This is a genomic window from Fibrisoma limi BUZ 3 (genome assembly GCF_000296815.2).
Lineage (GTDB): Bacteria > Bacteroidota > Bacteroidia > Cytophagales > Spirosomataceae > Fibrisoma > Fibrisoma limi.
This window is the reverse complement of the sequence record NZ_CAIT01000009.1, coordinates 805,462-826,679: the sequence shown is the minus strand read 5'-3', so window position 1 is coordinate 826,679 and position 21,218 is coordinate 805,462. Positions and strand designations below refer to the sequence as shown.

The 21,218-nt window shown below is 52.4% G+C and carries 15 protein-coding genes; 8 read left to right on the top strand and 7 right to left on the bottom strand.

Going from position 1 to position 21,218, the window contains the following annotated elements:
- Positions 1-9 precede the first annotated feature (9 nt).
- On the bottom strand, positions 10-1,041 hold the full coding sequence (locus BN8_RS22950; RefSeq protein ID WP_009284340.1) for a helix-turn-helix domain-containing protein: 1,032 nt from the start codon (positions 1,039-1,041) through the stop codon (positions 10-12).
- Positions 1,042-1,216: 175 nt separating this feature from the next.
- Here BN8_RS22950 and BN8_RS22945 point away from each other — a divergent pair, with 175 nt between their 5' ends.
- Positions 1,217-1,636: a hypothetical protein gene (locus BN8_RS22945; protein WP_009284339.1), complete on the top strand. Its 420-nt coding sequence runs from the start codon at positions 1,217-1,219 to the stop codon at positions 1,634-1,636.
- Positions 1,637-1,815: 179 nt separating this feature from the next.
- On the opposite strand, the gene BN8_RS32015 is transcribed toward BN8_RS22945, so the two are convergent.
- The 3 genes from BN8_RS32015 to BN8_RS22930 all read right to left on the bottom strand — a co-directional run bounded on the left by BN8_RS32015 (position 1,816) and on the right by BN8_RS22930 (position 7,023).
- Complete coding sequence (locus BN8_RS32015) at positions 1,816-4,338, bottom strand: nSTAND1 domain-containing NTPase (protein ID WP_009284338.1); 2,523 nt, start codon at positions 4,336-4,338, stop codon at positions 1,816-1,818.
- 3 nt (positions 4,339-4,341) lie between these two features.
- A complete protein-coding gene (locus BN8_RS22935; RefSeq protein ID WP_009284337.1) occupies positions 4,342-6,174 on the bottom strand; it encodes a CHAT domain-containing protein in 1,833 nt (610 codons plus the stop codon).
- A gap of 117 nt (positions 6,175-6,291) precedes the next feature.
- Positions 6,292-7,023, bottom strand: a complete 732-nt coding sequence (locus BN8_RS22930) for a hypothetical protein (RefSeq protein ID WP_009284336.1) — start codon at positions 7,021-7,023, stop codon at positions 6,292-6,294.
- A 177-nt stretch (positions 7,024-7,200) separates the two neighbouring features.
- On the opposite strand from BN8_RS22930, the gene BN8_RS22925 reads away from it, so the two are divergent.
- From BN8_RS22925 to BN8_RS22900, 6 genes are all read left to right on the top strand, one after another.
- Positions 7,201-7,713 (top strand): GNAT family N-acetyltransferase, encoded by a 513-nt coding sequence (locus BN8_RS22925; protein WP_229368287.1) that lies wholly within the window; start codon positions 7,201-7,203, stop codon positions 7,711-7,713.
- Positions 7,714-7,716: 3 nt separating this feature from the next.
- A complete protein-coding gene (locus tag BN8_RS22920; RefSeq protein ID WP_009284334.1) occupies positions 7,717-8,670 on the top strand; it encodes a hypothetical protein in 954 nt (317 codons plus the stop codon).
- 33 nt (positions 8,671-8,703) lie between these two features.
- On the top strand, positions 8,704-9,519 hold the full coding sequence (locus BN8_RS32010) for a helix-turn-helix domain-containing protein (protein WP_009284333.1): 816 nt from the start codon (positions 8,704-8,706) through the stop codon (positions 9,517-9,519).
- Between the two features lie 347 nt (positions 9,520-9,866).
- Positions 9,867-14,741 (top strand): glycoside hydrolase family 9 protein, encoded by a 4,875-nt coding sequence (locus tag BN8_RS32005; protein ID WP_009284332.1) that lies wholly within the window; start codon positions 9,867-9,869, stop codon positions 14,739-14,741.
- Positions 14,742-14,921: 180 nt separating this feature from the next.
- On the top strand, positions 14,922-15,377 hold the full coding sequence (locus BN8_RS22905; protein WP_009284331.1) for a LexA family protein: 456 nt from the start codon (positions 14,922-14,924) through the stop codon (positions 15,375-15,377).
- A complete protein-coding gene (locus tag BN8_RS22900; RefSeq protein ID WP_009284330.1) occupies positions 15,374-16,654 on the top strand; it encodes a Y-family DNA polymerase in 1,281 nt (426 codons plus the stop codon). Before BN8_RS22905 ends, BN8_RS22900 begins: the two co-directional genes overlap by 4 nt.
- Before the next feature lie 27 nt (positions 16,655-16,681).
- Here the strand turns inward: BN8_RS22900 and BN8_RS22895 are convergent, their stop codons facing one another.
- Entirely contained in the window at positions 16,682-18,217 is a 1,536-nt protein-coding gene (locus BN8_RS22895; RefSeq protein ID WP_192579085.1) for a sensor histidine kinase, read from the bottom strand.
- A gap of 361 nt (positions 18,218-18,578) precedes the next feature.
- On the opposite strand from BN8_RS22895, the gene BN8_RS22890 reads away from it, so the two are divergent.
- On the top strand, positions 18,579-19,406 hold the full coding sequence (locus BN8_RS22890; protein WP_009284328.1) for a hypothetical protein: 828 nt from the start codon (positions 18,579-18,581) through the stop codon (positions 19,404-19,406).
- A 523-nt stretch (positions 19,407-19,929) separates the two neighbouring features.
- Here BN8_RS22890 and BN8_RS22885 read toward each other — a convergent pair.
- Together BN8_RS22885 and BN8_RS22880 are read right to left on the bottom strand one after the other, a co-directional pair.
- The gene (locus BN8_RS22885) at positions 19,930-20,121 is read right to left on the bottom strand and encodes a hypothetical protein (protein WP_040006456.1); all 192 of its coding nucleotides are present in this window, start codon (positions 20,119-20,121) and stop codon (positions 19,930-19,932) included.
- Between the two features lie 359 nt (positions 20,122-20,480).
- Entirely contained in the window at positions 20,481-21,173 is a 693-nt protein-coding gene (locus BN8_RS22880; protein WP_009284324.1) for a class I SAM-dependent methyltransferase, read from the bottom strand.
- Positions 21,174-21,218: the final 45 nt, after the last annotated feature.

The window sequence follows — 21,218 nt, the reverse complement described above, 5'->3', positions numbered from 1 at the left end:
AGCCGACTCCTATTGATACTCGCGCCGAAACTGTTCGGGAGTAACCCCGGCTGCCTTGCGGAAAAAGCGGTTGAAGTAGGAGTGATCCTGAAAGTTCAGCCGGTCGGCCACCTGGGCCACAGAAAGGTCGGTGTGGACAAGCAATCGTTTGGCTTCGAGCAACAGCCGCTCCTGAATGATCTTTTGCAGGGATTTACCGAGGGCCGTCTGGCAAATGGTGTACAGTTGCTTTTCCGAGAGGGCCATCAGGTCGGCGTATTCCCGCACGGTCTTGTGATTGAGGTAATGCGCTTCGACGAGCCGCTCCAGTTGCTGGATCTGGCTTTGAGTATGTACCGTGAGCCGATCCGACTGGCGGGTGAGCAGAAAACCGCTGAGCTTCACCAGCAGAATATTCAGGTACGAGCGGATAATATCCTCCCGGCGGTAGTTGCTGCCAATCGTTTCCTGATACACCCGTACAAACAAGTCGCTGATATCGGCCGCGTTTTCCGTTGATAGATAGTCGACGGGGGGCGTAGCCAGCGCGTGAAACAGCGGAAAGTCAAACAGCTTCCGGGCGGGGTAGTCGACCAGATAAAAGGCTGCGTTGAAAAAAATGAGGTAACCGTCTGTGTCGTCGGAGTAGGTCCAGGTATGTACCTGCGCGGGCGACATGAAAAATACGCTGCCCGGCTGAATGGGGTAATCGACGAAGTCAATCGTGTGGGTGCCCTGCCCCCGGGTGAAAAGTACCAGCAGGTAAAAATCGTGGCGGTGGGGTGTACGGATAAACTGATACTGCGCTACGTGTTCTCGAAACAACTGCACATACACGTCGGGGCCGCGTCGGGGAGCCTCTGCAAAGTCATCAATGTGCAGAACGGGTAGAATTTTCTCTTTCATGGTAGCTGTTAGTCCATCGAGCCTGTGGCGAAACTGCCCGTAGTGGACAATAATACCGCTTTGCCGACAGATAGTAACTACCCCCGACCACCTGAAGGACGGTCGAGGGACTACGTACCGGTTGGCGATACCGGTTAGGGGGCCAGCGTCCAGCATCAAACAAAACGGGCATACGCCAAAAAAATATCGGAGAAGGTGGGTTGATTTGAGTCTTGATGGACAAGTGGTTACGTAAAACCAGCGCTTGGGTTGACGACGTAGCGGTTTTGCCGTTACAACGGTTTTCCTTGCCGAGGAATCATGCAGGAGTAACCATTACAAGTACTAGTTTATGAAAAATGCGTTTTTAAGTTTAGCCTTCCTGGGGTTGATGGCATCCTGCAGCCAGCAAACCGCCGTGGCACCTACTCAATCGACAGAGCAGAAAGTAGCTTATCAGAAGAGTGTTCGCCTGGCCGGCAGCTCAGTTGATTTGAAAGTCGCACAGATCGCCGACAGCCGCTGCCCCATAAACGCGCGCTGCATTACGGCCGGTGCCGTAAAGGTCCAGTTTGAAGCCAGCGCAGCAGGGGCCACGCAGCAGGTTGACGTAACCTTGCCTGCTTACCCTGAAAAGCCCGTTGAAACCCTATTTACAGTCAACAACCAGACCTACCGGCTGACCCTCAAGGACGTATTGCCCTACCCGGAAGCTGGCAAAGAAGTTAAACTGGAGGATTATACCGTGCAGGTTTCTGTTGAGAAGCAGTAACTTGCAGGCATAACCTTTATCTTCCCAGGCCCCGTCCTTCAATAAAGGGCGGGGCCTAATGTTTTAGTAAAATACGGTGGTAGTTTATGATAGCTAGTTTAGCTGAATAATTAGCTACAATGCCCCGGGTGATACTACTCTGCGCTCAGATCATTATTGCTGATCGATAAAACATGGCGCTAATATTCAACCTCGCAGTCAGGAAACTGACGTTTAATTTTTGTAATTGTTTCTTCTGAAAGCTTCGTTCCTTTTAGATTTAAATAAGTCATATTACTAAGATTACTTAATTCATCAGGCCAACCCGTAAGCTGATTACCGCTTAGATCAAGTATTTGTAGGTTGGTTAGTTGCCCCAGCTCGGCAGGTAAGCTTTTAAGTTGGTTGTCTCCTAAGTATAACTCCCGCAGGTTGCTCAGCTTGCTTAGCTTAGTTGGCCAGCCCGTAAGCTGATTAGCACTTAGATCAAGTATTCGTAGGTTGGTCAGTTGATCTAGTTCAACAGATAAATTTTTGAGTTTATTGCCTCCTAAAGACAGCTCCTCCAGGTTGATCAGTTTGCTTAACTCAGCTGGCAAACGTGTAAGCTGATTATGATAAATATATAGTCTTTTCAGGTTAGTTAGCTGGCCCAACCCGGCAGATAAGCTTTTAAGTTTGTTGTCTCCTAAATACAACTCCCGCAGGTTGCTCAGTTCGCCCAGCCTTTCAGGCAAGCTTTCAAGTTGGTTGCTGTTCAGTACAAGACTTTGTAAATCGCTCAACTCACCTAGTTCATCAGGTACGCTGGTGAGCTTGTTAAAAGATAGATCAAGAGTTTGAAGATTTACCAATTTGCCAATCTGAGGAGGTAGTTGTTGTATCTCGTTCGAGTATAGTAAGACTATTTTGAGTAAAGGGTGACTGAAAACAGATTCGTGAATGCTGCTTAATTCTCTTTCATGAAGATCCAGAGCGGTAATAGTATCAGTTAATGCTTTAATTTCCAGCGCTAATAAATGCTCATTTTTCAGCGTGTCTAATAAATACTTTACATTATCACGTTTAACGCGGGCGTAGCCATCATAGTCATCGAAAATATAGGCTTCATCATATTTATAACTGATCAGCGTGTCGCCATCTTTGTTGATGAACCCATATTTCTTGTTATTATCTTCATCTTTTTTGAGAGCAAGCGCATAGCGATCTCCATAAAAATAAAATGCGTCGATAAGGCGCTGTTGCTTTTCCATTGCTTCGTCACCTATAAGCGCGAACACAATGCTGAGAAGAAATAAAAAGAGGGCGATACTGCCCGCTACAACTGCTGCTATCATCCTGTTCCGCAATTTGGCATTGCGCTTTTTTTCCTTTGCTAATTCCTGGTATTCTTCGGCATCTCTGAACTCTTTGCTTTTATTATAAAATGCAACTTCTTCGGGTAATAGTTTAGGCAGAACATCTTCAAATTTAGCCACCTGGTTACGGGTCAGATAATCACCGGTTTGTGGGTATGTCACCATAGCCATTCGAATCTGGCGTATCATGTTATTATGTTCCCGCTGTTGGTCCGGACGACGGTTGTGGATAATCTTTGCCAGGCTGTCGTGGGCTAGTTCTATGGTTTCCGGTTCACAACGGATCAGCTTGGCTCGCTCCAGTTCGTTCAGGCAGGTATTCAGTAAGGAATCGCTAATTCGGGGAAAGAAATTTCGTTCACTGGTTTCCATTTCAATTAATCCGTTTACGCGGTTATAGCGTACCGGTCGTTTGGTTTCATCATCCGTCACAAATCCATCCAGCACCGCCCTGACCGTATTCGTCGGGAGGTCGGTTTGCTGCTTTATAAGTTCTTTCTGGATGCGCTCAATCTGTTCGTCCAGATACCGGTTTAGTACCTGATCAATCGTACCAAATTCACGAACTTCATCTTTGGTGATTTCTATAGGTGGCCACTGCTGATCGGCTGACAGCTCAAGGCCGGGATAGGTTCGCTTAAAATCCTCCCGGTATAACTGGTCCAGGAAAACCTGTAGATACGGAAGCTCAATACCTGAGCGCTGCAGGCTCACATTCTGAATAACATCATCCAGGCGCGTATCGTCAGGTGGGTTCCCGTACGAAATATTAAACTTCGCAAAGGAGCTTTTCAGGACTTTTTTCACGTTAGCGTAATCCATAGGCTCCACGCGCAGCCGGAAGTCAAACAGGGTATGAATCGCTTTCTCGAAAGGATACAACCGCCCCAGGTATTCTTCACGGATTACAATCAGTACCGTACAGGGTAACTGCTCCTCCAGAATTGTCTTCAGGTTAACAATGAACTGAGTCTGTTCATCGGGGGAACCCAGAATAAATAACTCTTCAAATTGATCAAAAATCAGATAAACAGGGCGTAGAAAATGCTGATAGAGTCTTCTAATCTGGATCGACAAGGAGGAGTCTTCGGCTTCGGGTAGTATTCGCCTGATAGCGGCCTGAACGGATTCGTTGATATTTGTCTGGCGACGAACCCAAATGGGCAACCAGTCGGGACCGGCAAATTTCCCGGCTAGGCCGCATTGAATCAGACTGGTTTTACCCGTTCCCGACAAGCCGTATAATATCAGCAGGCGTGTACGCTGAATTTGCCGGTAAAGCTGCTGAATTTCCTTGTCGCGCCCGAAGAAGGTTTCCTTATCGGCTAAGGTATACGGGTCCAGAAATCTGAATGGACTTCTCATAGTTTATTCCAGGTGAAGTTTGAGAACCGACAGTGCAAATGCGGAAAGCTGATCTTTCAGCAACGAGTGATAGTCTGCCAGCATGTCTTCTTCGTCTTCATCCTCGTCTTCGTCCAGCGAAAACTTTTCACTTACTGACTTCTTAGCAGCAAGAACAGTCCAGATTTCATGATACGAACTTACTTTTCTGTAACATATCAGATCGTTCATAGCAGCCGAATAGGACATTAAATAATAGACTTCTGATTTGGCTACCCGGAGCAACGCGTTCTTATCAATGATGAATGGCGATAGATTCAAACCGCCTTTCTGCCATTCTCCGTGCGGATGTAGAATGATTGACGTTGATTCAAGCGCATTATCAATCAAATGGCGCTCATCATCCCTTCTGGAAATGACGTAGCCAATCTGCAAAGGCACCAATTGATGGAGATAACTTGGATCTTTCAGATGTTTGAATTTCAGTAGTTCGATGTTCTTAATGGACGTCAAGCTGTATTTTGCCCAGAAGCCGAAGGCAAGCAGAACCAACGCAAAACTAGTTTCAGCTTCGAGACATAAGTTAAGCGTTTCCGAAGCAGATGCGAAGTAGGGTTTTAACTCGTCTTGATTGGTAATTTTCGATTCTAAATCTTGAATTGACTTTTTAATTTCAACCTGATTCAGGTCTTCTGATAAGGTGCTTAATTCATTGATAAAATCGCTTGTCTTTTTGGCCCGGGGTTCGTCACCAAGGTTTTCGGTGGTCAAGTTCGTACGAGAGTCCATAACAACCTTTATCAGGATCTGCATCAAGGCCAGATTCGACAAGTGGGTATCTGAAGTATTTGGGGTAAACAGGGTGGTCTTAATGGCCTCCTGATATTCGTCGGGCAGATCTGTAACCGGGTGAATCTGCAAACGTCTGCCCCATACTTCGGCTAATAAGGCAAATGTTGTCAAATTGATAACCGACCGATAGGCGTATAACAGCATCTGGAATCGCTCCCAGGAAGGTGTGTCATAGAACTGAATGGCATCCTGTGTTTCAGCTTTGACGGCTATTAAACAGCGAATAGGCTCGTTAATGACAAATGGAAATCGTTCCAGAGCCGCATTGGGTGTCGGCGTGATACTGTACCTCTTAGCGACTTTTGTGAGAGCGATTCTTAGCTTATCATTAACCTTCTCCAGGCCTTCGTCGGGTGTCAGGTCTTTTGTCGGAAGACGCCACGTTTTGACCAATATTTCATCTTTCTCGTGATAGTATACTCCCCATACAGCCTTGTCGCTGCCAGCATGCTGGCTACTCACGATACCACCACGCGATAACTCTTCACTGTGTGATAATCCATAAACCCGAGCCGTATCAATAGCCCGGTCAAATGCCATGCTAAACGACAGCTTGTGTATGGCTAGATTAGTAAATAGCGCAATGGAGAACTGGGTGGCTTTCTGATCACTAATGGGTGAGCTTGTTGCTACTACAATCGGGATGTTATTGCGGCTCAGCTCCTTAACCTGTCCTAATGTGGAACAGCCATTCAAAACAACTATTTTCAAATTAGGACATCGGCCAAGAAGGGCTGCTATACCATCTGAGCTACCAGTACCATCTTCAAATAACAGGCGGTCGCGGTCAGCATGACCACTGAATAGGAACAGTTCAATATCCTGTTCCCAGGCCTGAATGTCAGTCAAGATTTGCTCGCGAGTAGCCAAAGGCCTTGAAATAACTGTAAAGTCTCCCCGTTTCTGCCGGTCCTGTAAGGCATTGATTACACCGGTGTACTCATCGGTCAGTGTTTTCAGCTTATCTGTATCACTGTTGGCGAACGTTAACAATAATGTAGACATAGGTCGTGAATGCAAACTATTGAAATATAGAGGTTTATTTTGCGAAACGCGCCAAAAGCTACGCTCGGAAACATCTTTTTCGTAAACGGTTAACCCAATCAAACAAACTTGCTACGCTTACAGAGGGGCCGCTGATCGGGGGTGGGGAGGGTGGAAGGGGGAGATGCGGTCTTTTCGGGTCAGGAGCCGCCAGAAATCGGTTGCCAGCGCCGGGTAAACCGTCAGACCGACGCTGTAGTACACGCCGTTGAAATGCTGGTCAATGTCGGTTTGAAAGATCGAGTACCTATACCCCAGCTGAACGCTGAATCCAATCCAGCGCGTGGCTTTCCACTGGGTATAGGCACCCACCTGCACAGGCACGAAGAAGTCGCGCCGGGTACGGTCGATCTGTACGTCCCGTCGCAGATCGTGGGGCATTGCGTAGGCGATCCCGCCCCCTACTTCGACGGGCAGGCTCACCATCCAGTGTTGGTTATTGGTCAGGTTCCACCAGTACAGCAAACTCAGAAACCACAGGTCCGTACGGGTGTAGTAGTCCAGATTGATCCGCCGGGCGGCCGTACGTCGCCAGTCGATTAGTCGCAGGTACGTAGCGTAGGTTAGCCAGTAGTAGCCAAGGGTTAGCTGATGCCGTTTGGGACCAAATTCAATCCCCGCGTTTACGCCCCATACGTTGACGTGCTGTCGTTCCAGAAATGAATTCCGAAAATCGAGGTTGATCGCTGGGGTGATTCTGGCGACGGGCGTCGAATCCGGTGCCGACGTATAGGCCGATGGCTGGCGAGCGGGCAGCGTATCACGGATTGGCAGCAGGGGTAAAAGGATTGACAGGAGGAAGGCCAGCATACTCGCATAACCGGTTTGGCTTTTTATTGATTTGGTAAAGCCGAGGAGGCCGTAAAGCACAGTAGATCAAGAGTAAAAATAACAGTACCCGAACAGATGGCGCAAAACTTGGTAGATTTTTACACCTGTCGTTTCTAACCGGCTGTGCATCTTTGTTGCTCTTTATGACGAATGGCGATGAACGACGAGATACGACTACAGCCGCTCGACTTGAGTGTAGCTCCGCGCATGGCCGAACTGGCAAATAATGCCAAGGTCTGGCAGCAGCTTCGGGATATGTTTCCGCACCTGTATTCACTGGACGATGCAACAGCGTTTATAAACAGTGCTCTGGCCGGTCAGTTCGGGCTGGTACTTGGCATCTGGTACGGGCCGGAGTTCGCGGGAACGATCGGGCTGGTGCCGCAGCCCGATGTGTACCGACGCAGCGCCGAGATTGGCTATTGGCTGGGCGAGCCGTATTGGGGCAAGGGTATCGCTACGGAGGCCATTCGGCAGATCGTCGCGATTGGGTTCAGCGAGCAGCCCGAACTGGTACGCATCTTTGCCGGTATCTTTTCGTCTAACCCGGCATCCATGCGGGTGCTGGCCAAAAACGGCTTTCAACTGGAGGGCATTTCGCCGAAGGCAGTTTTTAAAAACGGCGTGTTGCTGGACGAGCACCGCTACGGTCTGCTACGAACACACTAGGCCATGGATGCATCAATTGTTGAAAAGATTCTGGCCCGCGTCGATCAGCCTGATCTGATTGATGTGCTGGCGAATGAGCTGAGCAGTTCGGAACTGAACTCGGTACTGCTGGACCTGTTCAGCCGCAAGGCCGCCCAACTGTCGGCGCCCGATCTGCTGAAAAGCTACCGGGGCAACCGCTTCGTGCAGCCGGCCGACGTCGATGTGCTGGCCTTACGCAGGCTGGAAACCATCGCGTATGAAACGTTCAGCCAGTTCGGATTCAAGCCCATCGAGCTTTCACCCGTATCGGCGCTGGGTAGCTGCTCCGTCGTGGCAACAGCCGACCAGAAGAAAGTACTGTCGGCCGGTCGGCAGACGGAAGTAATGGCTGACGCGACCAACGCCCTGGCCCTGCACATTGCCGATTTGAAGCACAGTGGCGGCTGGCAACCCGAGCAGCCCACCGACCGGCTGCATTTCAGCACCATTCACCGGCACCTGCGGACGCCCCCCGTACCGAAAATTCCCGGCTTCCGGCCTCACTTCAAGGTGGCCTGTCTGGTTACGTCCGGGCGCGATACGGGTAGTTTCCAATTCGAAAAAGAAGCCCTGACCGGGCATATCGTGGCGATGACGGCGTTTTTTCGCGATCAGCTACGTATCGACAAGCTGAAATTCAGGCTCACGGCCCGCAAAGGCTATTCCGACCCGATTGCATTTGTGGAACAGCTTCGGGCCTACGTCGCCGAACAGCGTCCGGATGTGGTTGTCGAAGCTTATACCGACGCCATTGGCGAGAACAACTACTACAAAGGGCTGCAATACAAGATTGATATTGATGTAAACGGCCAGGTGATTGAGATCGGCGACGGCGGGTACGTCGACTGGACGCAGCAGTTGTTGCAGAACAAAAAAGAACGACTGCTGATAACGGGAATTGGCCTTGAGTTGCTATATCGGCTGATTGGTACCTAACTTTGGGCAGTAAGCACCAGGGTTAGGTTTACCATGCAGCAGGGCCGCGTTCTCTTTGAGGAAGAAACCGCTTCGTATTTCCGGATTGCGTACCCCAGCCGACCGCTGCAGTCGCTGGTTGCCTACTATTTCGAGATTAACCTCACCGGTCAGAACGCCCAGCCGGTCCTGCTGAACACCCTGCCGAACGTAACGAGTGTCATCAACGTCAGTTTGAGCGGCATCGGCTGGCGGTCGCATAATACGACGACAGGCAGCCAGACGGTCGTCAGCGGAACGAACCTGTTTGGCGCACTGAGCGATGCGTTAGTCAACACATACCCGGTTGGCGTCCACGATTTTTACATCAAGCTGAAGCCGGGCGCTGTGGGGCAACTGACGAAGGGGGCCGGACCTGAGCTGGCCAATCAGTTTACTACGTTGACCGATCTGCTCCGATTACCCGGCTTTACCGAACAGATTCAACGCGCGCAGACCTTCACCCAGCGGGTGCAGGTGGCCGAATCGGCGTTGCTGCCGCTGGTCGGGACGGCCCACGACAACTGGCGGTACGAGCTGATTCAGCGGGTGATCAACCGCTTTGATACGGTCGATACCCCCGGCGACGATCACCTCTACACGCTCTGCCGGAACCTGGGCGTGTCGTACAGTTCGCTCCACCGGCATTTTACCAGCATTGTCGGCTATTCACCGAAGTATTGCCAGCAACTGATCCGTTTCAAACACGCCCTAAAGTGCTACCGGGCGCATGGCAGCACCTTCGCCTTTGATACGGTTGGCTACACCGATTTCTCGCATTTTGTGCGGACCAGCAAGCAACTGACCCGCCGTAGCCCGTCCGCTTTGTAAAGGACTTATAGTGTTTCCTAAATAGCTTTTGTGTATACCCCCAACCCCCTGGAGGGGGCTTAGCACCGCTTAGTTCAGAATCTTGACATTAGCAGCGCTAAGCCCCCTGAAGGGGGTTGGGGGTATATAGGGGTATCCAGTAGCACCCCATTCACAAACAGTCCATACGCCATACCCCCGGCGATTCTACAAGGTAATTCTACCAACTCAATCGCTGTTTCTGACGATTGGCACCGAACAGGTCTGCACTCGGCACCTCCTCCCTCTATGTTTGCTCGCGCTTTTAAGCCCTGAAAGAGCATATGTGTAACTCTAAAATTACCCGATGGGGCACGGGAGTAACTTTTATGAAACAGTATTTCTTATGCACGTTAGTTTGGCTGCTGACGATGTATCGCAGCCTGGCTGCCCCACCTTCCACAACCGGAGCCATTCGGGTCGATCAGTTTGGCTACCTGCAGAATGCCCGCAAAGTGGCGGTTATCGTAAATCCTCAGGTCGGCTCCAATGCCAACCAGCCTTTCAATGCCAGCGCAGGAGCCAACCAGTATCAGGTCCGCCGATGGACGGACGATGCCGTCGTGTTCACCGGTACCATCCAGGCCTGGAAAGACGGTGTTACCCAGGCTTCGTCCGGCGATAAAGGCTGGTGGTTCGACTTCTCGCAGGTCAACACGCCGGGGTCGTACTACGTCTTCGACGTAGGCAACAACGTGGGCTCGTACCGATTCGAGATCGGCGACAACGTCTACAACGAGGTCCTGAAAGCGGCCGTCCGGACGTACTTCTATCAGCGGATCAATTTCGCCAAGCAGCCGCCCTATACCGATCTGAAATGGGCCGATGGCGCTACGCACGAAGGACCAGGCCAGGATCGGGAGGCCCGGAGCCGACACGCCAAAACGGACCCCCTCACCGCCCGCGACGTATCGGGTGGCTGGATGGACGCCGGCGACATGAACAAGTACGTGACCTTCGCCGAAGAACCGGTGGCTATTCTGCTGGAGTCGTACCGGCTGAATCCGTCGGTGTTCGGCGATAACTTCAATATTCCGGAGTCCGGTAACGGCATTCCGGACATTCTGGACGAAGTGAAGTGGGAGCTTGACTTCATGAAGCGGATGCAGGACGCTACCGGTACCGACGGCTTGCTGCTGAAGGTTGGCGTAGACAACTACAACGAAACCAACCCGCCCAGCGCCGATACCCGGCCCCGCTACTACCTGCCCGAATGTACGTCGTCGACCTTGTCGGGGGCGGCTATGTTTGCTGTAGGAGGGGCTGTATTTCGAACCATTCCGGCACTGAGCACCTACGCGCAGGACCTGATTGCCCGGGCTGAACGGGCGTTTGCACGAGCCCGGCAGACAACCCAGGAGTTTACCGTCTTCCAGACCGACTGCGACGATGGCAATATCAAATCAGGAGACTCAGACCGTCGTCCTGACCTTCAGTTGCAGTCGGCGGTGGTTGCGGCTATCTACCTGTTCGAAGCCACGGGTAAGGCCGAATACAAGGCGCTCGTTGATAGATACTACGCCCAGATTCAGCCGATTGCCAATGAGTGGTGGGGGCCGTACAGCATGCACGTGCATACGGCACTGCTGCGATATGCCGCTAATCCGGCCGCTACGCCTTCGGTGGCGTCGGCTATCCGGAGCCTGAAGAGCCAGCAGAACAGTGTGCTGTCAATCAACGACTACAACGCTCGCACGGACCTCTACCGCGCCCACATGGCCGACGCCCAGTATCACTGGGGCAGCAACCAGGTGCGCGGCAATGCCGGCGTGGCCAACATGGATTTCGTTGATTTCAACATCAATGCCGGCAGCAAGGCGCTGTACCGCGAGGTTGCGGCTGAGTACCTGCACTGGTTCCACGGGGTGAACGCCCAGGGCAAGGTGATGCTGTCGAATATGTACGCCTACGGGGCCGAAAACTCGCAGAACGAAATTTACCACACCTGGTTTGCCGACGGCACTGCCTGGGACAACGCCCTGACCTCGCCGAAAGGCCCTGCACCAGGTTACCTGACGGGTGGGCCCAACAACATGGATCAGTACGATGGTACTCAGGGCTACATCCGGAACGAACCGTTGCAGAAGCGCTACCGCGACTGGAATGCGGGGTTCCCGGAGAATTCGTGGATTTTCACCGAAGTGGCCATTTACAACCAGGCTCCGTACGTGGCCTTGCTGAGTCGCCTGATGACGCCTACGTCGGACCCGACCGATACGGAACCACCAACGGCTCCAACCAATCTGGTCGCGTCGGATTTGTCGCCGTATTCGGTGAAGCTGGCGTGGAACGGGTCGGTGGATAACCGGGCGGTGACGGCCTACGAGATTTACCAGAACGGGAGCAAGATTGCCGAAACGCCCCAGACGTTCATCAACATCGAGACGCTGTCGCCGAACAGTAGCTACGTGTTTACCGTGAAGGCCATCGATTTCTCGGCGAACCGCTCCAATTCGAGTAATGCCGTGACGGTGAACACCCCCGCACCCAGCGCAAACGACTACGTCATCTACGGCGATGCGCTGAAGAATACGTTCGCCAACTGGTCGTGGAACAGCACGCAGGATTTTGCGAATACAAACCCCGTGAAGCTCGGCGAGAAGTCACTGAAGGTGAACGTAACGGTGGCCTGGGGAGCACTGAGTTTGCGCAACAACGAAGTGCTGAATACGGCCAATTACCCCGGTGGCGTACAGTTCTGGTTCTACGGCACCGACAAACCCGTGCGCGTAACGATGAGCCAGGTTGATACCGGCCCGACCGCTGATTTCTACCGGATCTCGGCCGAGCCCAACACCTGGACGCTTGTCCGGATTCCGTGGAGCGAATGGGGTAATCCAGCGCAGTTTCAGCGGATTTCGTTTGCCGATGGTTCGGGCGGAACCCAGAGCTTCATCATCGACGATGTACGGCTCGTTGCCGGTGACGTAACGCCCGACACGCAGGCCCCAACCGCCCCGACGAGCCTGACGACGAGTAACGTAGCAGCAACCAGTCTGCGCCTGAACTGGGGAGCTTCAACGGACAACATCGGCGTAACGGCCTATGAAGTCCTGCAGGGTAGCACCGTAATCAACGGCAACGTAACGGGCACCTCATTCGACGTAACGGGGTTAACCTGCAACACCTCGTACAATTTCACGGTGCGGGCGAAGGATGCCGCCGGAAACGTATCGCCCAACAGCAACACGATCTACGTAATGTCGGCACCCTGTACCGACACACAGGCCCCGACCGTACCCACAAACCTGGCCGGCAGCAACGTATCGGCCACGGGTCTGACGCTGACCTGGACAGCCGCCACCGACGATATAGGCGTTTCGGGCTATGAGGTATATCAGAACGGAACGCTGCTCAACGGCACTGTATCGGGTACGTCGCTGAACGTAACGGGGCTGACCTGCAACACGGCTTATACGTTCACGGTGCTGGCTAAAGACGGTTCCGGTAACAAATCGGCCCAAAGCAGTCCGCGGAGCGTAACGACCTCGGCCTGCGCCGACAGCGAAGCACCGACCGTACCGACCAATCTAGCAGCAAATAACGTAACGGCTACAGGCCTGACCCTGACCTGGACGGCTTCGACCGACAACGTTGGCGTAACGGCGTACGAGGTGTATCAGAATGGTACGCTGCTGAACAGTAACGTAACCGGTACGTCGCTGGCCGTGAGCAATCTGGTGTGCGGTACTGTCTACACGTTCACGGTACTGGCAAAGGACGCATCGGGCAACAAATCGGCGCAAAGTGCAGCCGTCAGTGCAACGACGCCAGCCTGCCCCCCGTCCGGCAGCGATGTGGTGTACGATGAGACTCTGAACGCGGGTTGGAAGGAGTGGTCGTGGTCGATTGATCGCAACTATGCCAGCACGAACCCCGTGAAAGTGGGGCAACAGGCGTTGGCGGTAACCTACAACGACGGCTGGGGTGGTTGGTCCGTTATTCGGGATAATCACTTCATCACCACCCCCCAAACGGCCGTCCGGTTCTGGATCTACGCGACAACAAACAAGACCATTGGCGTGAGTATCAACACCGAAAACGAAACCGGCCAAAGCCCGTACGTATCGTTTCAGCCCACAGCTAACGCCTGGCAGGAAGTGGTACTGACCATGGCGCAGTTGGGCAATCCGGCCAGGATCAAGCGCCTGACGATTCAGTCACAGGCACCGGGTACGAACCTGATTTACCTCGATAACATTCGTCTGGAGCCATCCTTCAGCCTGTCGGTCAGCAACGTAGCGACAACCAGCCTGCGGCTGAACTGGACAGCACCTTCCGGAAATACGAGCGCTTATGAGGTATACCAGGACGGTAATCTGCTGAACGGTAACGTAACAACTACGTCGCTGGACGTGACGGGCCTGACGTGCGGTACGGCGTATACCTTTGCGGTGAAAGCCAAAGATGCGGCTGGAAGCGGGGTGGCCAACAGCGTACCGACAAGCGCGACGACTACGTTCTGCCCCGGCTCATCGACGGTTGACATGATTTACGACGAAGCCCTGAACCCCGGCTGGCAGGAATGGTCGTGGTCGCTCAAATCGGGCTATGCGAACACGAATCCGGTGAAGGTAGGGCAGAAGTCGGCGTCGTTGAGCTATACCGATGGCTGGGGTGGCTGGTCGCTGTTCCGCAACACGCACCTGATTCCGACGCCCCAGACGACCATCCGGTTCTGGATCTACGCGACGACGAACAAAACCATCGCCGTGACGACCAATGCCGAGAACGAAAGTGGAGTCAGCCGGACGGTGAGCTTCCAGCCTACGCCGAACGCCTGGCAGGAGGTCATAATCACGATGGCGCAGTTGGGCAATCCGGCCAAAATCAAGCGCATGACTGTTCAGTCGCAGGCATCGGGGGCTAACCAGATTTACGTGGATAACGTCCGTATTGAAACCCCGAATGGATCTGCCCGGCTTTCGGCATCGTCGGAGTTGCCGATTGAAGGGACGATGACCCTGAGTCCGAACCCGGTAACCGGCCCGGTGACGATACAGATCGTAACGGATGAAGCGCAGGACGGTACCCTGACGGTGCTGAACTCGGCGGGGCTGCCGGTTCATAACCAGTCGATCCAGACCCAGATTGGTCGGAACGAGTACACGCTTGAACTGGACCGACTTGCGCCCGGTGCCTACCTGGTGAAGTGGCAGACGGCTACGAAGCAACTGGTTAAGCGCCTGATTGTAGCGAACTAAGTTTTTCAGAATAAGCGTGTGATAATCAGCCTTATCACTGTCGAATCGCCTGTCAGGTGACTCGGTGGGATAAGGCTGAGTTAATTCACGTTAAACACATTTGATATAATATAGTTGTGTTATACGATACAAAAATATAATATAGCGGTCATGTATTGACTTAGACCGTTTGTGTGCTGTATGCTTGAGGATAACGACCGTCTTAAACCAGAGAACATCATAAAGGGAACCGTGCAGCGCAGGTATCAACTGCCGTTCTTCGAGGCTTACATACCCTGCGGTTTTCCCAGTCCGGCAGATGCCTATACGGAACGGGTCTGCGACCTAAATGATCTCTGTGTCTACAATCCGGATACTACGTATTTCGTCCACGCCATCAACGATAGTATGGCCGGCGATTCCATCTGCGAAGGCGACTGGATCGTGGTCGATTCATCGATTGAACCGGCGGATGGGCGGATTGTGGTAGCCTGGGTTGAAGACGGCCATACCCTCAAGCGCATCCGGTTTCGGGGGGAACTTAAGATCCTGGAGCCGTCGAATCCGGCCTATGCGCCGATCTACGTGCAGCCCGGCGATGCTTTTCAGGTTTTTGGGGTGGCTACGTTCCGCATTGGTAAACTGCTCAAACTATGATCGCTCTGGTCGATGCCAACAACTTCTACTGCTCGGTGGAGCGTAGCTTCAACCCCGCCCTGAACGGAAAACCGGTGATTGTACTCAGCAACAACGATGGGGCCATTGTGGCCCGCTCGCAGGAAGCTAAGGATCTGGGTATCAAAATGGCAAACCCGTTTTTTCAGCAGACAGAGCTGATTAAAGCCGCGGATGTCAGGGTGTTTTCGTCCAATTACACCCTCTACGGCGATACGTCGGCGCGGCTGATGAGCCTGCTGGGACGCTTTGTTGAGAATGTGGAAGTAAACAGCATTGATGAGGCTTTTCTGGACCTGGACGGCTACGGTTCCGTCTATCCTGACCTGGAGGGCCTGGCGCGGCACATGCGCGCCAAAATTACGCAGTGGCTTCGCATTCCGGTCAGCATCGGCATAGGCCCTACCAAAACGCTGAGCAAAGTAGCCAACTTATATGCCAAGAGTGCAAAAGCCGTGCAGGGAGTAGTCGTGCTGGCGACGGAAGAGGACATTCAGGAAGCATTGGAAGAACTTGACGTAAGTTTGCTCTGGGGCGTCGGGTCCCGCTACGCATCGAAGCTGAAACGGCTGGGAATAAAAACTGCCTGGGATCTACGGCAGGCTCCCGACGACTGGATTCGGGACGTTATGACCGTCAATGGCCTGCGGCTGGCGTACGAACTGCGGGGACAACGTTGCAAACTGCTGGAGACCGACCCTGGCCCTAAAAAAAGCATCTGCACGGCCCCCTCGTTTGGAGATATGATTCCTGATCTGAAACTAATCCGCGAGGCTCTGACTACGCACCTCGCCCGCGCGTCGGAAAAACTCCGGCGACAGGGCTCCGCAGCAGGCGTCATTACGGTGTTCCTGCATACGAACCGGCACGCCAGATCGGCCAATGGCGAACCGGCTAAATACTACGCCAACAGTCGGTCGGTAACGCTACCGCATCCGACCACCAGCCCGGTCGACCTGAGCCGTTACGCCCTGGCGGCTCTTGATTGCATTTATAAGCCCGGCTATCGGTATCAGAAAGTAGGGGTTATTCTCAACGATCTGGTCGATGATGACTTTCGGCAGGAAGCCCTGTTTACGAACGGCCCCGACCCGAAACTGGCCCGCTTAGCACAGGTCGTCGATCAGCTTAATTACCGGCATGGCCGGGATAAAGTGCGCCTGGCTGTCCAGGGCTACAGTCCGGCCTGGAAAATGAAACAGCAATGGCTATCGCCCTGCTACACAACCCGCTGGAAAGATATTCTGAAGGTGAGTTAATGGTCACCGTCTTGAGCCCAAAACAAATCAGGCGGGCAGGTATACGCTAAATGTAGCACCCTGGTTGGGTTCGCTCGTAGCCGTGATGGCCCCGCCGTGGTTAGCTGCCACTTTCTCACAAATGGCCAGGCCAATGCCCGTACCCTCGTATTGATTGCGGGTGTGGAGCCGTTGAAAGACCTGAAAGATGCGATCTATGTACTTGGCGTCGAACCCAATGCCGTTGTCCGATACGTCGATGCGGTGATACGTACTGCTAGGCCGGGTGGGCTTCACGGACGAAGGGAGTTCAGCGTCCCGAATCTGTTTGGTACTGATGCGAACGATCGGCGACTCCCCCGGCCGGTGAAACTTCAGGGCGTTGCTGAGCAGGTTCTGAAAGAGCTGGCTCAACTGCGATCGGTCCCCTTCGAGTGTCGGTAAAGGAGAAACCGTTACGGTTGCGTTCGACTCCTGAATAGCCAGATCCAGATCCGACAGCACAGTGCCGACGATTTCGCTGAGGGAGACCAGTGTTGTATCGTCCTGCCGGACGGAGACGCGCGAGAACGTCAGTAGATCCCGGATGAGCGCCGACATCCGGCCGGCCGCCGATTGCATCCGTTCCAGGTAAACAACCCCGTCGCTCAATTGGTCGGCATACTGGTTTTTGAGCATGTCGCCGAATGATTGGATCTTCCGCAGCGGCTCCTGCAGATCGTGGCTGGCAATGTAGGCGAACGATTGCAAGCTGCTGTTTGATCGCTGGAGTTCGGCGTTGGCTACCTGCAACTGGTGGGTCTGATCGGCTACCCGCTGCTCCAGCAGTTCGTTGGCCAGTTTGCTTTGGGTAATGTCGAGAATGGCACCGATAAATCGGCTGGCCGTACCGTCGTCGCCGAAATAAGCCTGACCGATGGCCCGAACCCAGCGCAGTTGCCCATCCACTACGCCCACCGTTCGGTATTCAATGTCATAAAAGCCCTCGTTGCCGGGTTGCAATACCGATTGCACAACGGCGTCTGTCCGGGCGCGGTCGTCGGGATGGATACCCTGCAAAAAAACGGAGTAGTCAACGTAGGCGTCGGGGGGCAGGCCAAACAGTTCCTTGCAGCGCTCCGACCAGATCAATTCGCCCGTGTGCGGATAAAAATCCCAGGTTCCCAGCTCCGTAGATTCAACCGCCAGCCGCAGGCGTTCCTGGGTCATCTTCAGTTCGTGTATATCGACCACCGAGCCTACGTAGCCCATGAACGTGCCTTGCTGATCAAACCGCGGGCGACCCGTGTCTTTCATCCAGCGGTACGTACCGTCGGCAGCCCGGAGCCGGTAATTGAACGAAAACGGTTTCTGATTTCGGTTAGCCTCCAGAAAGATATCGCCCGATAGCTGGGCATCGTCGGGGTGAACAACCGTCAGCCAGCCCAGGCCTAAGGCGTTCTCAGGGCTTTGGCCGGTGTAGTCGTACCAGCGCTGATTCAGGTAATAGCAGTAGGCATCCGGCCGAGTCATCCAGATGATAATCGGCAGGTCGTCGGCCAAAGGGATCAGTTCTTCCTGCGAAGAATTATTTGGCAACGTCATCAGCATGAAATAAAGGCAACAGGCAAAACCATAACGTTAAAAAGTGCTATAGACAGGGCCAGCAAGATCAGCAAGAGGCTTGAATAAGCAGTTGATAACAAACTTCTAAAGATAATGGGAAATGATGAGATGGCCATTTAGACCAGCATTGTTTAATAAAGTCTATGCGCTGGAGCAACACAAAACGTATAACTGACGACAACGAGACTTGTTTTAACGTATGCTGATTTCTGCATTTGGCCGGAGTAGATATATGAACGATATGACGTATACGTTGTCTGGTCGAATTATTCCGGCTGTTCCAATAGGTAAAGTATGCCCAAAAGCAGGCTTTAGGTGAGAAACTAGTCCCTTCAGCACCATGTTCACGTCATTCGCCCGGCTGTCTGTCTTTCTGCTGGTAGCCTTAGCAACCCATATCTGCTCAGGTCAGGCGGCCAAATCATCGCCCAAAGCATACACCTACCTGATCTATCATAAGTTGTCGCCCGGGCTGACAATCCAGGATGCGCTGCCGGTGGAGCGTGAATGGCGGGCTATCAACCAGGCTGCCGTGGACGAAGGCAATCTGATTGGCTGGTATATGCTCGCAAAGCAGATGAGTTCGAACACCAACCCGACTGAGTATGATTACGTAACTGTCATTGTTTCCCGGGAGATGAGTATCAAAGGAGCGTCCCCGGCTGCCATGGCGAGATTGTACGGCGACAGCGTGAAGACCCGTATGGCTGACCTACAGAAACGCGATCGGGCTACGGCTCCGGTTGTCAAGATGGAAATCTGGGAGACCGTCGATGCCGCCTTCAATGCGGATTTTGCGCCCGACAAAACGCCATTGGTTGTACTTGACCTGATGCGGCTGCGCGACGCTGGTGCAGGCTGGATGGGACTGGTGGCTTCCATGAAGCGATTGGCCGAAGAGCGTATGAAACAAACAGCGCTGAGCGGCTGGAATTTTTCGCGGCTCGTAGTGCCCAACGGAAGCGAGAAAGGATACGGCTTACTCGTAGCCCGACCTGTAACGGGATTAAATGTGCTTAGCAGTGCGGGTTTGGCCGGATCAACCGCCGAGGCTACAAAGATGCAGGATCAGGTGACCCGCACCTTCGACGTAGTACGGCAGGAGGTTTTCCGTATCACTGAATACACATCTCTACCGAAGCAAACCACAAACGCACAGGCAAAATAAAGGTAACCCCGCATCGGGTCATAAAAATTTTAATTAATGTTAATTTGGTAACAAAAAGTTTTCGTGTATATTGAAGTGAAAATAAAGTATAGAATAGTGTTTTATTTTTTTAGTCCATAAAATCCCCATAATATTGTCTGATAATTAAGTATTTATAGCTGGTTAGCGTTACAGGTGTGCCCTGCGCAGGATGCCGGTAGCTAAAAATCAGACCAGAGGCAATATGAGAGGTAAAAATGTTTGGTGTGAAGGGACCTAGATATGCAGAATCAGTTATCAAATGAAATCAATCAAATTCAGGCAAGGTCGTCTGTAGAAGTTATAGAGCAGTTTCGTATGCTGAGCGACATGCCAACTGCCTTGTCTTTGCATGCTTACATGAGCCATGTTGCAACCCGATTTGAGCGGGCGAGTGGCGGATTAACACTTCGCGTAGATACACCAGATCATTTTGTTTCCGATCTGATTAGGCATGGCTGGCTACGGGTCGTGTAATAAGAAACCGTATTGCAGTGATAGCTGATTAGTGAGGACGACGGCCTGGTTGCCGTACGAGCGACATCAGTTTATTCAGGCCATCCCGTTCTGCTTTCCGGGTGGGCGTCATCCGTTCCGAAACCGCCACTACATACTGTTCCATCAGCGAGTCAAAAACAGCAACCGGATCGTTACAACTGGTTTGCATGGACGAGGTGTCGGAATTTGATTGGCTCATCGTTACGTCTAGGTTAAAAGCGAAGGCGCTGCAATATAACTCATTATCAATTAGCTACCAATAAATAACTTATGGTTTATTGCAAAAAATGTTAAATTTAAGCCTTCAGTGTTATCAAACGGCGTTTTTAGGTAATAAATCAGCAACTTATTGAAGAACAAATTGTTTCCGAATTGGCTTTATTTTAAAATTAAATTCATGGTGAAAGGCCTTTGACAGCCGTTTAGGCTGTAAGGGCGGATGAAAGCTAAGAAAAAAGGCAGCTTCTGCAAGAAAGCTGCCTTTTTTCTTAGTAAACGTCAGATTATATAGTGTAGATAAGTTACATGGCACAGATTGGGCCGCTTCTCCGATCCTGGCTAGACTAACACCGAATTGACAATAGCTTGTGTATGAAGCTCGGTTGGCGCATCGTAAAGTTTATGCATGGTAAACCCGTGCTCAATCAGAAACGACAGATTGAATTTACGCACCATACCGTGGTTGGGTAATACCGGCTGCTCAACGTGCTGAATCAGGTAGTTGGGAAAGTACGAGGCTACCTCGTCGGGACTGATGCTGAACGGCGGTGATGCCAGCGTTGGTTCGTATTCGAGCGTATTCAAAAACAGGAGGGTACCTACCGATGTGAGTGACTCCAGCGTTTGCAGGTATCGCATCCGCATGGCGTAGGGCAGCGCCACCAGCGAAGCCCGGTCGTATACGATGTCGATGGGGCCAAGGTGTTCGGCAGTTAATGAAAACATATCCCGGCAAAAGATGGTGATGTTGCCGGAGATAAACCGGTCGCCAAACCGCTGGTAGGTTAATTCGTTTTCCTCAAAAAACTGCAGGATCGCTTTCTCAACGATTTCTACGCCAATGACACAGCGGGCAAATTTGCTGAAGTACAGCATATCGAGGGTTTTGCCGCACAGGGGTACAAATACCGATCTGCCTTCCAGCATGTGCGGGGGCAGATGTTTCAGGGCGTAGGGGTGGATGTCTTTGCGGTGAAAACTGGTGTAGTGGCCTTCTAACTCCCACGATTTGAACCAGAATTGCTTTTCCATGATAAAAAGAGGTCGATTACGAGTTTTTGGTAATGCAAAAATCGC